The organism is Microcoleus vaginatus FACHB-2002 (genome assembly GCF_040004035.1).
Taxonomy (GTDB): Bacteria; Cyanobacteriota; Cyanobacteriia; order Cyanobacteriales; family Microcoleaceae; genus Microcoleus; species Microcoleus vaginatus_C.
In genome coordinates, this window is sequence record NZ_JAMPLN010000070.1 from 1 (window position 1) to 13,787 (window position 13,787).

The 13,787-nt window shown below is 44.3% G+C and carries 7 protein-coding genes; 5 read left to right on the top strand and 2 right to left on the bottom strand.

Features of this window, described 5'->3' with window-relative positions; all coding sequences use genetic code 11:
• Together psbA and NDI35_RS29050 are read right to left on the bottom strand one after the other, a co-directional pair.
• A partial coding sequence (gene psbA, locus NDI35_RS29045) for a photosystem II reaction center subunit D1 (protein WP_333393099.1) occupies nucleotides 1-773 on the bottom strand: 773 nt, incomplete at its 3' end.
• 196 nt (nucleotides 774-969) lie between these two features.
• Nucleotides 970-2,715, bottom strand: a complete 1,746-nt coding sequence (locus NDI35_RS29050) for an alpha/beta hydrolase (protein ID WP_445315730.1) — start codon at nucleotides 2,713-2,715, stop codon at nucleotides 970-972.
• 286 nt (nucleotides 2,716-3,001) lie between these two features.
• On the opposite strand from NDI35_RS29050, the gene NDI35_RS29055 reads away from it, so the two are divergent.
• The 5 genes from NDI35_RS29055 (at nucleotide 3,002) to NDI35_RS29075 (ending at nucleotide 13,734) form a co-directional block, all read left to right on the top strand.
• Nucleotides 3,002-3,982, top strand: coding sequence for an Npun_R2479 family HD domain-containing metalloprotein (locus NDI35_RS29055; RefSeq protein WP_445315731.1), 981 nt, complete (start codon nucleotides 3,002-3,004; stop codon nucleotides 3,980-3,982).
• Nucleotides 3,983-4,380: 398 nt separating this feature from the next.
• Complete coding sequence (gene ligA / locus NDI35_RS29060) at nucleotides 4,381-6,405, top strand: NAD-dependent DNA ligase LigA (RefSeq protein ID WP_445315732.1); 2,025 nt, start codon at nucleotides 4,381-4,383, stop codon at nucleotides 6,403-6,405.
• 355 nt (nucleotides 6,406-6,760) lie between these two features.
• Nucleotides 6,761-7,174, top strand: coding sequence for a hypothetical protein (locus tag NDI35_RS29065; RefSeq protein WP_445315733.1), 414 nt, complete (start codon nucleotides 6,761-6,763; stop codon nucleotides 7,172-7,174).
• 637 nt (nucleotides 7,175-7,811) lie between these two features.
• A complete protein-coding gene (locus tag NDI35_RS29070) occupies nucleotides 7,812-9,506 on the top strand; it encodes a flavin monoamine oxidase family protein (RefSeq protein WP_445315734.1) in 1,695 nt (564 codons plus the stop codon).
• A 193-nt stretch (nucleotides 9,507-9,699) separates the two neighbouring features.
• A complete protein-coding gene (locus tag NDI35_RS29075; protein WP_445315735.1) occupies nucleotides 9,700-13,734 on the top strand; it encodes an ATP-binding protein in 4,035 nt (1,344 codons plus the stop codon).
• Nucleotides 13,735-13,787 lie beyond the last annotated feature (53 nt).

Below are 13,787 nucleotides of genomic sequence, written 5' to 3' on the forward strand. Positions count from 1 at the left end.
AAACGACCGAAGTAGCCGTGGGCTGCCACGATGTTGTAGGTTTCTTCTTCTTGACCGAATTTGTAACCGTAGTTTTGCGATTCGGTTTCGGTTGTTTCACGAACCAAGGAAGAGGTAACTAAGGAACCGTGCATGGCGGAGAACAAGCTACCACCGAAGACACCAGCTACTCCCAACATGTGGAACGGGTGCATCAGGATGTTGTGCTCAGCTTGGAACACGATCATGAAGTTGAATGTACCGGAGATACCCAAGGGCATACCGTCAGAGAACGAACCTTGTCCGATGGGGTAGATCAAGAATACTGCGGTGGCCGCTGCAACTGGTGCAGAGTAAGCGACGCAGATCCAAGGACGCATACCTAAGCGGTAGGACAATTCCCATTCACGACCCATGTAGCAAAATACACCGATCAGGAAGTGGAAAATTACCAATTGGTAAGGGCCGCCGTTGTACAACCACTCATCGAGGGAAGCTGCTTCCCAGATTGGGTAGAAGTGTAAGCCGATCGCGTTGGATGAGGGAACAACTGCACCTGTGATGATGTTGTTACCGTACATCAAGGAACCTGCTACTGGTTCGCGGATGCCGTCGATGTCCACTGGAGGGGCAGCGATGAAGGCGATGATGTAGCAGATGGTGGCGCTCAGCAAGGTGGGGATCATCAAGACGCCGAACCAACCTACATAAATGCGGTTGTCGGTTGATGTTACCCACTCACAAAAGCGTTCCCAGACATTGGCGCTTTCGCGCTGCTGTAAGGTTGTTGTCATGGTTTTATGATTGCTGTATTTGGTTGTCAATGTTCGGATGATGTTTATATTATTAACGGTGTTGTTAAGGTTTGTAAAGGGGTTGAGCGACAGTTAAACTGATGACTGCGATTAGGAAAGCTGATGAAAGGAGAGACAAGGGCGATCGTCCCGGCGCGAAAAGATATGCCAGCGTGCTCTTCGGCGCACCTCAAGCCTAACGAACGGGAGCTATGGGAGGTGGAGAAGGTAGAGGAACAGGAGCGAGGACAGGTGGAGAGACTGGGATGCGAGGAGGTGGAGAAAGCCTGAACTGCTGGAGTTGTTGCGGGGTGAGCGATCGCAAAATTCTCAGTCCGAGAGTGTCTCGGGAGATGCTTAAAGCGTAGGATGGCTCCAAATACGGGCGGAAATTTGATTTGTTGTTCAAATAACTTTCCATGAAAGCTAGGCTGAGTCCGCTGAGGTAGCGGCGGGCTAACGCCGGTTCGGGTCCGATCGCCTGTGGTGGTGGCAGAAAGAGGCTTTGAGGGGATTCCTCGATCGTTGAGAAGTGAGTCCCGTTGTTCATTAGTACGAGATATTTGTTGGGCGATGTCAGCCATGTGAACGGTTGAATTTGTTCGAGCAAAGCGGGGGCGACGGTATCGGCGCTGCCTGCGATTACCATGACAGGGATTTGGATTTTGCTGAGGTTTGTTTCTCCGAGAATGCTGCTGACGATCGGGTTGATGGCGATCGCAGCTTTGACGCGCGGGTCCGCGAAATTGTACTGGTTGCGCTCTAGACCGCGGGCGCGGCACTGCAACAGCAGGGAGAGGTTCCAAGTATCGTTTTCTAGTCCGCAATCTTTGTCTAGCTGTGCAAAATTAATCCCCGCCCCGGCTAATGCTAAAGCCGTATAGCCACCGAAAGACTGGCCGATGACGCCGACTCGCTGCAAGTCGAGCTGCCCTTGGTAGGCCGGATCGGTTGTAGAAAGTTTGGTTAAATAATCGAGCAGGTCTTTGATGTCGAGGGGGCGGTTGACAAATTCTGCAGGTTCTGCTACCTCACTGGCTCTGCCTGTTACTAAGTTTTGGATTTGTTGGGCGTTGCTGCCGGAATGTTCGGGGACGGCGACGGCAAAGCCGTAGGAGGCTAGGTGTTTGGCTAAATACTGGAAGGAAATTCGATCGGAACCTAAACCGTGGGAAATTACTACTACTGGAGCAGGTTGCGGGCTCCCCTGTGGCAAGTAAATGTCCATATCAAACGTGCGATCGCGATTTGGACTCGTCAGAGTTACCGATGATTTTTTCCAAGTATAGGGGCCTGGTAGCTGGGGCTGCTGCATTTCGGCGGGCGGTATGGCGGGTTCAGAGGCTGCTTGTGATTCCGACAACTGGGCGACTCCGGCGATCGTCTGATTGGAACGGTTGATCAGGGATGTGAGCTCGTTGGCTATACCCAAGGCGCGAGCGATGTCAATCCTGATGCCATAAGTGGGGAATTTCCGCAGCACGTTGAGTATTGTCAGGCCTTCTGGATCTGAGGCTGCTAAAATCAGGGCGGCTCGGATGGCATAAAATCCGGGCTGCCTAGCTTTGGTTTGAATTACTCGGCCCAAGCGTTTCAGTAGCACTTCTCCTTGAGGCGTGTACAGAAATTGGGCGATCGTCACCGGGCTGATTTCAGCTTTCGCTTGCAGGGCGCTGCGAATCTCAGCTAGCTGAGATTCTTTGATGTACTGAGCGAAGCCGTCCAAGTTTGAGTCTATTTTGCCTTCTTTGGCGAAAAGTGCCAGGGATTCGATCGGAACTGATTCTTCTAGCGGCCCGTAAGTTACGTAAATTCGCTCGGCACCCATTGCAGGTGCGGCGGTGCAAACAGCCGTGAATGCAAACAATCCTAGGTATTTTGGGGCGATCGACCGCCGAGCGCGAAGGGCAGCAGTGGAGAGACTCCGAAACAGACAGTTCATAAGTTTCAAACCTAGGACTTCTAATAATTAGTCAGTGAAACGATGTAAATTGTTTCACTAACATTTAATACCAAAAAATCGTTCTGTTGCTTCGGATGCTTCCGAAATTAGGTTATCTTGGGAAGCATAGCCAAAAAAGCAATTTTCTGACCTGACAAGGCTAGCTGAAATTTAAAATTCAACGCCGAGGGGTCAAACCTACTGGAATGCCCATTGATTATTTTTTCAGCTTTGCAAGATATTTTCGATCGAGTTTGTAACTACAGCCTGAGTGAGAGAATTTATGATGTTCAATGCAACTGCTATCCTGATTGACGCTTTTGTGCAAGAGCTGCAGGCCGGCTACCGTCGCACCTACGGCAAGTACAAGCCTGACTACCCAGAAATTATCGCCTGGGCAGGGACTATGGCTCTAGAAAATATCGCTAACTGCGATGCTCTGTACCACAATGTCGAACACACAATGCTCGTGGCTTTGGTGGGACAAGAGATTCTCCGGGGCAAGCATATTCGCGAAGGGGGAGTGTCGCCGGAAGATTGGCTGCACTACCTGATTTCGCTGCTGTGCCACGATATCGGCTACGTCAAAGGTGTTTGCCGCCAAGACCAAGAAGCTGTGGGACTCTACGCTACGGGTATTGACGGGGGCATGGTTTCTGTGCCGATCGGTGCCACTTCTGCCAGTTTAACTCCTTATCATGTCGATCGAGGAAAACTCGTAATTGACGAACGCTTCGGCGGCCACACATTAATTGATGCCGAACAAATCAAGCGCAATATAGAATTGACGCGCTTTCCAGTTCCTGCTAGCGAAACTCATCAAGACCGAAATAATTATTCTGGACTCGCTAGGGCCGCCGATTTGATCGGTCAGTTGAGCGATCCAAATTACCTGCGAAAAATAAGTGCCTTGTTCTACGAATTTGAGGAAGTCGGCACTAATAAAATCTTGGGCTACAAGTCTCCGGGAGATTTGCGGCAAAATTACGCCAAGTTTTATTGGAATGGGGTTTTTCCCTACATTCCTGCAGCTTTGAACTATTTGGAATTGACCCAGGGAGGAAAACAAATTATTGCCAACCTCTACGCCAATGTATTTCAGGTAGAACACGCTGAACCGCTCGCTTTCACCAAGCCCAATGCTCCAGAATTCACCAAATCCCGCGCCAATAGCAACTTGAACGGCGAAAAAGATGGTGAGAATCTTCAACCTTCTATGTCCGGGGAAAACAAGAAATTTACCGAGTTTCCAGACTTAAATTTGTGATTTTTGCGCCCAGAATTCTGCATCTATAAAGGCGAGTCAGTGGATTTTAAAATTGATAATTCTGTGTGATATGTTTGGCGCAACTTTCGCCTTTCAATCAGTCGAAGGATTGAAAATTACTCCAGAGATGAATCTGCGATGTTGAACAAAAGTCGAAAATTTTGGCCGACTGGCAACGCCTGTCGGAAATTAAGTATCCGTTTTTTGGCAGCGTGATAATTAGGATAAGTTTTGATTTTTTAGTGGCTGGAGCTTTGTTTTTAGCTCAAATTTAGATTAATTATCTCAAATCTAAAATTGTTCTGGCAGCAGATAGGTTGCTTGCTCATTTTTTTTGAGCTAAAATGAAGAGTTATCATCAAAAATTTAACATCGAAAATAGAAAACCTTAAATTGATATGGCAGCAGAAATTCAGCAGCAAATTCAACAGTTGAGGCAGCAGCTACAGGAAGCTAGCTATGCTTATTATGTTCTCGATGCGCCGATCATGCCAGATGAAGTGTACGATCGACTTTATCGACAGTTACAAGAATTAGAATCAGAGTACCCAGAATTAATTACTGCGGAAAGTCCGACTCAGCGGGTCGGAGAACAGCCTGCTACTCAATTTTTTAGCGTCAAACACAATATTCCTCTCTACAGTTTGGAAAATGCTTTTAATTTTGAAGAATTTGCTAAATGGCAGGAACGCTGGCAAAGGGTAGCAGGGGAGAATCAGCCCTTAACTGCTGAATATGTTTGCGAGTTAAAAATTGACGGTTCTGCTTTAGCATTAACCTATGAAAATGGGGTTTTAGTTCGCGGTGCGACGCGGGGAGACGGCATTGCCGGAGAGGAAATTACTCAAAATGTCAAAACTATTCGCTCGATTCCTTTAAAGCTCAATTTAGATAATCCGCCGCCAGTTGTGGAAGTGCGCGGAGAGGCTTTTTTGTCTTTAGCTGTGTTTGAGGAAATTAATCGGGAACGGGAAAAAGCGGGGGAACAATTGTTTGCTAATCCTCGCAATGCTGCGGCGGGTACACTGCGGCAGTTGGATTCTAAAATTGTGGATAAGCGCAGGTTGGATTTCTTTGCTTATACTCTGCATTTAGATCAGGGTAACGAGGGTAACACCCAGTGGGATTCGTTGGAATTGTTGCGAAGAATGGGGTTTAAGGTGAATCCCTATCGCAAAATTTGCTATTCTTTGGATGAGGTTCGCGAGTATTACGAATATTGGGATACTGAACGGCGGAATTTGCCTTACATGACGGATGGGGTTGTTGTTAAGATTAATTCGGTTTTGCTGCAAAAACAATTGGGTTTTACTCAGAGGTTTCCGCGTTGGGCGATCGCCCTGAAGTATCCCGCTGCTGAAGTGCCTACAATAGTAGAAGCTGTCACTGTCCAAGTAGGGAGAACCGGGGCTCTGACTCCTGTAGCGGAACTCAAACCGGTGCAGTTGGCGGGGACGACGGTTTCGCGGGCTTCTCTCCATAATAGCGATCGACTTTCCGACCTAAATCTCCATATTGGCGATACCGTAATTGTCAGAAAAGCTGGGGAAATTATACCAGAAGTTGTGCGAGTTTTGCCGGAACTTCGCCCCCAAAATGCTCAACTTTTCCAAATGCCTAGTTGCTGTCCCGAATGCGAACAGCCTGTGGTTCGGGAAAAGGGGGAGGCCGTTACTCGCTGCATCAATACATCTTGTCCCGCAATTTTGAGGGGTTCGCTGATTCATTTTTGCAGCCGGGATGCTCTGGATATTAACGGTGTTGGCGAAAAGTTGGTGCAGCAAATGGTTGATAGCAATCTGGTGCATTCTGCGGCGGATTTGTACGATTTGACTGCGGAAAGATTGATGAGTTTGGAACGGATGGGTAAGAAGTTAGCAGAAAAGTTGGTAAGTGCGATCGCCAAATCGAAAAATCAACCTTATTCGCGGGTACTTTACGGCTTGGGCATCCGCCACGTCGGCAGCGTGAATGCTCAATTGCTGACAGAAAGGTTTGCAAATGTGGAAGAGTTAGCAGGAGTATCGGCGGCATCGATTGAGGGCGTTTACGGCATCGGGCCGGAGATTGCTCAAGCTGTTTATCAGTGGTTTCGAGTTCCGGCAAATCAAAGTTTAATTGCACGGTTGAAAACTGCGGGCTTGCAATTGCAGTCAGAAGTAAAAAATCCCAATTTAGCCAGCACAAATTTACAACTTGCAGGCAAAAGCTTTGTGCTTACCGGAACTTTGCCCACTCTGAAACGAGATGAAGCTAAAGATTTGATTCAAAAAGCAGGAGGTAAAGTCACAAGTTCTGTGAGTGCTAAAACTGATTATGTGGTTGTGGGAGAAGATGCGGGTTCTAAGTTGGAGAAGGCTCAATCTTTGGGGATCGAACTACTTTCGGAAGCTGAGTTATTGAAACTGCTATCGAAACCATAAATGATTGGTGACAGTCAATATATCTCTCTTTGCTCTTTCTCTGCGCCCTCTGCGCTCTCTGCGGTTCGCAAAAAAGCTGATTCATTTCAGCCGTTTTCAAAGAAAATCCCCAACAATTCTATTACCGTCTGTGCAAAATAGCCGATCCTCTTCGAGGGCTCTGCTAACGCGAATTGGGCAATACCTCAAAAGGCATAGAAATCGCGACCGCACTTGGTGAATATAAATACTTCCCCGGCGGTGCTGCCCGAATCGGTTGTCGGTACAGGCTAGTTTTGCTAAAATTTGATAAAGTTTGCAAGAGCGATGGCAACTGCGAGCTTAGCCAAATCCCAGCAATCATAGGAGATACATTATGTCTGAAATTCCAGCAGAACAAACACCAACAAACTTGACAACTCCAGAAATAACTACCGAAAGCTCAATTTCGGGAGTGGAAAACGTGAAAAATAGTTTGGGAAACGTCCTAAATAGTTGGAAGTTGAAAGCAGGATTAGCCGTTGCTGTACTGTTTGCAGTGTCGCTATTTGCATTCTACTGGCAGCATATGATTGCAGTCGTAGGTATGAAGAGTTGGTCGGCGCGATCGGGTGCTAATCCGATCGAATGTATGGTAAGAGATACTAATAACGACCAGTATGTCAGTTGCAGCGCCCTCCTCGATCAGCAGATTGTCCCTCTTGAGTGCAGTTCGAGTTTGTTCAACATCGGCTGTCGAGTCAATTACGGAACTGCGGCACCTAACCCGAGACAAATCAACCCTAGATAGAGCCTCTGTGGGTTAGAGATGATTGGTGAATAAACAGATTTGTTCCTAAAATATGGGACTTACCAAAGATGTCCCACCTTGAAAATACTCCACTAATAAAGATGAGAAAACTCTGGTTTTTCTTGTTGTAAAATAGCAGGTAAGTCAACTTACCTGCTATTGCCATTAAGTCCCTGTTTTCGAGCCAAACCGAAAACTGGTGTTGAGACAAAGCGTAGCGCGTTAACGTTAAATTTTTCTGCTCATATAGGCGTTTTAGGTTTAATTAACCTGACCTACTTAGAGTCTTAATTAGCCTGAATTGGCGAAATTCTACTTTTCTTCATATTGCGATATTCGCCACTGAGACTAAATTCTCTCAAAAACTCGATAGGTGTCCTAGATTACCGAACAATGCACCTAACAGCTATAGCTGCTGGGGAATTTTTGATTAATCTGAAAAATTATTAATTTTCGTCACGAAACATTCAATCTATCAAAGATATGCTATAAGTGGAATCATAAATTGTTGGGTTCGCTAGCTATAAATCTCGATCGCATGCACATCCAGGGTTGTTTCATTCCCATGATAGACAATGAGTAACCCGATATTGTGCGGCGATAATTTGTATATTCCAATAACAGGAAAAATCATCAGATGAGCGAAAAACTTAACAGCTACGCCCAATATTCATACAACTCCCAGAATAAGATTACCGACAGAGATATCTTATCTAATCCCGATGACTTTAATCCCTGGCAATTACCAGAAAACCCTTTTGATTACGTTGCCTTGTTAAATTGGTTAGAAGTAACTAAAGGCCAATCTGTTATTAAAGACGAACGCGATTACGGAAAAAAAGTAGCGATAGTGGGAGCTGGTTGTGCGGGTACGATCGCAGCACGAGAGCTGATGCGCGTAGGTATTCACCCTATTGTTTATGAAGCTTCTGGGCGAATTGGAGGCAGAACATACAGCCATCGATTTGAAGCAGATCCCCAGGCTCTTGTAGAGATGGGAGCAATGAGAATACCTACAATTCATCGAACGGTATACCATTTGTTAGACAGTTGGGGAATCCGGTATAAAACCTTTCCCGATCCTCTGGTAGTCAACACGCAGTTCTACATCAACGGCAAGAATTTATTTTATGACAGCGCGACTCAGACATACCATCCAGAAGGCGAACTGGTTCAGCAAATCAAAGAGATTACAGCAAAATGGCACGATATAATCGCTCCAATTACAAACAAAATGAGGGAGGTTTGGGATAATCCCATAAAGAGGCGCGAACTGTGGAACACATACGTGGAACAGTACAAAAATAAGATACTTTTTGAAGTTTTGAATGAAGCCGGCTGGAATGAAAAAGAAACTGACTTATTTGCTGTTTTAGGAGTTGGCTCTGGAGGTTTTGGGCCTTTCTATGAAAATTCTTTTCTGGAAATTCTGAGAATTGAAATTCATCTAGATGAAACAGATCAGCAGCTAATTATAGGCGGAGTCAGTCAAATACCGCAAAATCTCTGGGAGGGATGGATCGATTGCAGGTATTGGGGAAGTATGTGCGTAGCAAATCTGCAAGAAGAGGGAAAACCTCGATCCAGAGTCACGGAGATAATCACAGATGAAAACAATCCTCAAGCTCCAGTTTTAGTCAGGGACGAGCAGGGTAATGTAGAGCAATACGATGCGGTCATCATCACTTGTTCTCTGAGAGCATTGGAGATGAACATCAAAATCAATCGCTCCACATTTAATGATGATGTTTGGAAGGCGATCCGTAACTTTCCTCTAACCAATTCGGGAAAAATAGCTATCTTAACCAAAAGTGCTTTTTGGAAACAACCTCAATTTCAACAGTTGTGTACTACCCTGACAGATTTACCAATTCAACAAGTCTATTTTTTTGATAGCAGCGATTTTGGTTCGGAGACAGAAACTGGTGTGGTTATTTTGAGTTACTCTTGGTCAGATTCGGCAACCAAGTTTGATGCTCTCGATCCAGAACAAAGAGTCGCTCTTTGTTTCCAGTGTATCGAGGAGATTTACGGTCCAGAAGTGTCGGAAATGATGAGAGAGCAAACCATCGAACACTGTGTCTGGTCTTGGGAAGAAGCCTACGGTTATCACGGTGGTTTCAGAATGGCATCTCCAGGACAAGAAGAAAAGCATTGGGCTTTGTTTAAACAAGGAAAGAGAGTATCTCAGAGCAATGGGGTTTATCTAGCTGGTGAGGCAATTGCTTGGTTAGGTTTGAGCGGATGGATTGAAGGTGCTCTTCAGACCGGTTTAGATACTTTCCTCTCTGTCACTGACAGGATAAACAGCTTAAGAATAACCTTAACTTAGAGTGGTGGGTTAAGCGATCGCGCAACCCACCACTCTGAGTGTATTGCAGACTACAGCACATTACGGACTATGTGAATATTCTACCTTACGGATGCGTATCAAAGCATCGCAAGCTACTATACTAGATTAGCGCGATCGCGGATAACGATCGATGACTATATTGAATATTTCTTTATAAGCTTTAAAAATAAAAATGATCGAGATTAACGACTACCAAATTAGCGCTCAAATTTACGAAAGCGCTAACTCAATAGTATATAGAGGCATCCGTCAACAGGATAATCTATCGGTTATCCTGAAAATGCTCAAACAAGATTATCCGACTCCAGCTCAACTCACCCACTACCGACAGGAATATGAAATTACGCGCAATCTTAACCTAGAAGGCGTCATCAAAGCTTATAGTTTGGAAGAGTACCAGAGAACCCTAGTTATCATCTTGGAAGATTTTGGGGGCAATTCTCTCAAGACATTGATGAATAACTCCGAACAAAAGCAAGGCATTACCTCTTTACACGAATTCCTCGAAATAGCCATTCAAGCAGCCGAAGTTTTGGCTCAGATTCATGCAGCCCATGTCATTCACAAAGATATCAACCCAGCTAATATTATTTGGCACTCAGAAACCAAACAACTCAAAATCATTGACTTTGGTATTTCCTCCGTTCTCAGTCGCGAAAACCCTACTTTGAAAAACCCGAATGTTTTAGAAGGTACCCTAGCCTATATTTCCCCAGAGCAAACAGGACGGATGAATCGTACCCTCGATTATCGCACAGATTTTTATTCCCTGGGTGTCACTTTTTACCAACTGCTTGCTGGGAGATTGCCATTTGAGACAACTGATGCTATGGAGTTAGTGCATTGTCATATTGCAAAACAACCCGTTCCGCTATATCAAATCAAAAATAGTAGGGGTAGGTTGAGGGAACAACCTTTAGGACAAACCAATAATTTATCTACAAAATCTGGCAATCGAAAAGTTAAAAGTGACAAAGAAGATGGAATCGAAGAAATTCCTCAAACGGTTTCTGATATTGTGATGAAATTGATGGCAAAAACCGCCGAGGAACGCTATCAAAGTGCTTGGGGGCTTAAAGCGGATTTGGAAGAATGCCTGCATCAGTTACAAAGAAAAGGCACAATTGAACCATTTTCTTTGGCAACTAAAGATTTTTCGGGCAAGTTCCAGATTCCTCAAAAACTTTATGGCAGAGAACAGGAAATCCAAACTTTACTAGCTGCTTTCGATCGCATATCTGGAAAAAATCAGTCAGCGGAATATCCTACTCCCCGATCAAAAGTTGAAATGATGTTAGTTGCCGGTTACTCTGGCATTGGCAAGTCAGCATTAGTACAAGAAATTTACAAGCCGATTACGCGCGATCGCGGTTATTTCATTTCTGGTAAATTCGATCAATTCCAACGCAACATTCCCTACTCTGCCGTTGTCTCTGCCTTTGCAGGAGTCATCCGCCAATTATTAACAGAAACAGAAACACAGCTAACTCAATGGCGCCGAAAAATTTTAGCAGCTTTAAGTGTCAACGCTCAGGTGATTATTGATGTTATTCCTGATGTAGAACTGATAATCGGCAAACAACCAGCGGTGCCGGCATTGGGGCCAACAGAGTCTCAAAATCGTTTTAATTTTGTTTTTACTAACTTCATTCGCCTATTTTGCTCGAGAGAGCATCCCTTAGCGATCTTTCTCGATGATTTGCAGTGGGCAGACTCGGCCACCCTGAGATTGATAGAGTTAATAATGACAGATACAGAAATAGAATATTTATTGTTAATAGGGGCCTATCGAGACAATGAAGTCAGTGCCGCTCATCCTTTGGTGATGGTGTTGGAAGAGTTACGCAAAGCGGGAACAGTTATCAATCAAATTGCGTTGACTCCCTTAACATATGAGCACATTAACCAACTGATGGTCGATACTTTTAACAGCAATACCGAAACCGTAAAATCCTTGACAAAATTAATTTTTACGAAAACCAACGGCAATCCTTTCTTTGGAAATGAATTATTAAAAACCCTCTACTCCGATCGCTTGCTAAATTTTGATTTAGAGTCGCGAACTTGGCAGTGGGATATATCTCATATTGGCAGCAGACAAATCGCCGATAATGTGGTAGAATTAATGCTAAGCAAACTGAAAAAACTGCCTGTATCAACCCAGCGGAAAATGCGATTTGCAGCTTGTAGCGGTGCTGAGTTTGACTTAAATACCCTATCCATTCTCCGCGACCTACCGATGGCAGAAGTTTTTGAACATCTCAAACCAGCCATTCAATCGGGTTTAATTTTGTGTTTATCGGAATTAAACGAACAACTGGTAATTGAACATTACAAATTCGGACACGATCGCATTCAGCAAGCTGCTTATGCTTTGAATGATGAAGCCGAAAAAAAAGCAAATCACCTGCAAATTGGTCGCCTGCTTTTAGAAAAAAGTTCTACCGCCAAATCCCCAGATAAAATATTTACGATTGTAGATCATCTGAATTTGGGAAGCGAACTGATAAGCGAACCAGAAGAACGCACAAAACTCGCGGAACTGAATCTTTCAGCAGGCAAAAAAGCTACCTCAGCCACCGCTTATGAAGCGGCAGTTAAATATTTTCAAAAAGGACTAGAACTTTTACCAGAAAATAGCTGGCAAAGCCATTACGAACTAGCGCGATCGCTCCATGAATTGGCAGCAGAAGCAACTTACTTAAATGGCGATTTTGAGGGAATGCAGGAATTAGCTAGCATTGTGTTGCAACAAGCCCAAACCGAGTTAGATAGAGTCAAAGTTTATGAAGTACAAGTTCAAGCTTGTATCGCCCAAACTAGATTGCGGGAATCAGTGTTAATAGTGCTGCAAGCTGTGAGAGTGCTGGGGATAGATATTCCAGAACAACCTAGTGCCGCAGACATTCAACAAGCTATAAGCAAAGCCCAGACGCAATGGAAAAACAAGCACATTCTCGATATCGTTGACTTACCTAATATGTCCGATCCCACCATTCTAGCAGTAGTGCGGTTGTTGGCAAGTGCGAATGCTCCTGCTTATACAGGAGCGCCCGAATTATTACCCTTAATTGTAGCCGAGCAAGTCACATTATCAATCGAGTACGGTAATGCCGATGCTTCTTCTTTAGGTTATGCTTTTTACGGTGCCATGCTTTCTAATAATATTGAAACAATAGAGTTTGGCTATCAATTTGGTCAAGTGGCTTTAAGTTTGGTAGACAAATTTGACGATCCCCAAATTAAAGCTAGGACTTGCGATATGGTTTACGGTATGATCCGGGGGTGGAAAGTTCATGTTAAAGAAACTTTAAAACCTTTAGAAAATAACTACCAACTTGCGATAGATCATGGCACTTTTGAATATGCTGGCTATAGCATTCTCAAGCACTGTTACTATGCTTTTTTAACTGGGAAACCGCTCGACAAATTGGAACAAAAGCTGGTAAATTACAGTCAAGCTTTAGCTGAACTGAAGCAATTTACAGCAGTTAGTTATTTGCAGCGCGATCGGCAGGCTGTTCTAAATTTAATCGAAGATTCTCCTAATCCCGGAGTTTTACAGGGGAGGGTTTATGACGAACCAAGCAAACTTCCTTTGTATTACCAAGCCAACGATTACTATGGATTACTTTATTTTTATCTGAGTAAACTCATCCTCAGTTATGTATTCCAAGACTATTCTCAAGCAGGGGAAAATGCGAAATTAGCTAAAACTTATTTAGATGGAGGAGCAGGGTTAGCTCATGTAGGGAGTTTCCATTTTTACGAATCTCTGACACAGCTAATGCTGTACAATAGCGCTACTTCTCAAGAGCAAGCTCGAATCTTGAATCAGGTAAGAGTCAATCAAGAAAAAATGGCAACTTGGGCATCTTATGCTCCGATGAATTACTCGCACAAATTCGATTTAGTTGCAGCCGAACAACATCGAATTTTAGGAGAAGATAGGTCAGCAATGGATTTGTACGATCGCGCTATTGCCCAGGCTAGAAAAAATCATTATATTAACGATGAAGCTTTAGCCTGCGAACTAGCAGCCAAGTTTTGGTTAACTCAAGGCAAAGAAAGGTTTGCCAAGTCATATATAAATGACGCTCATTACGCTTATGCTCGCTGGGGAGCAACAGCAAAGGTTAAAGATTTAGGCGTTGCTGAATTGATGTATGATATAGCGATCGAGAGCAAAGTTGACGAAAAACAATGAACAGCAAATTAGAGTCCCTCAAATGTCCTGAATGCAAGTCTAGTCGTATTAAT

Bases quoted from the DNA above. Each gene is read 5' to 3' on its own strand.
- NDI35_RS29055 (WP_445315731.1), top strand. From the start codon at position 3,002: ATGTTCAATGCAACTGCTATCCTGATTGACGCTTTTGTGCAAGAGCTG.
- NDI35_RS29075 (WP_445315735.1), top strand. From the start codon at position 9,700: ATGATCGAGATTAACGACTACCAAATTAGCGCTCAAATTTACGAAAGC.
- NDI35_RS29065 (WP_445315733.1), top strand. From the start codon at position 6,761: ATGTCTGAAATTCCAGCAGAACAAACACCAACAAACTTGACAACTCCA.
- NDI35_RS29050 (WP_445315730.1), bottom strand. From the start codon at position 2,715: ATGAACTGTCTGTTTCGGAGTCTCTCCACTGCTGCCCTTCGCGCTCGG.
- ligA (WP_445315732.1), top strand. From the start codon at position 4,381: ATGGCAGCAGAAATTCAGCAGCAAATTCAACAGTTGAGGCAGCAGCTA.
- NDI35_RS29070 (WP_445315734.1), top strand. From the start codon at position 7,812: ATGAGCGAAAAACTTAACAGCTACGCCCAATATTCATACAACTCCCAG.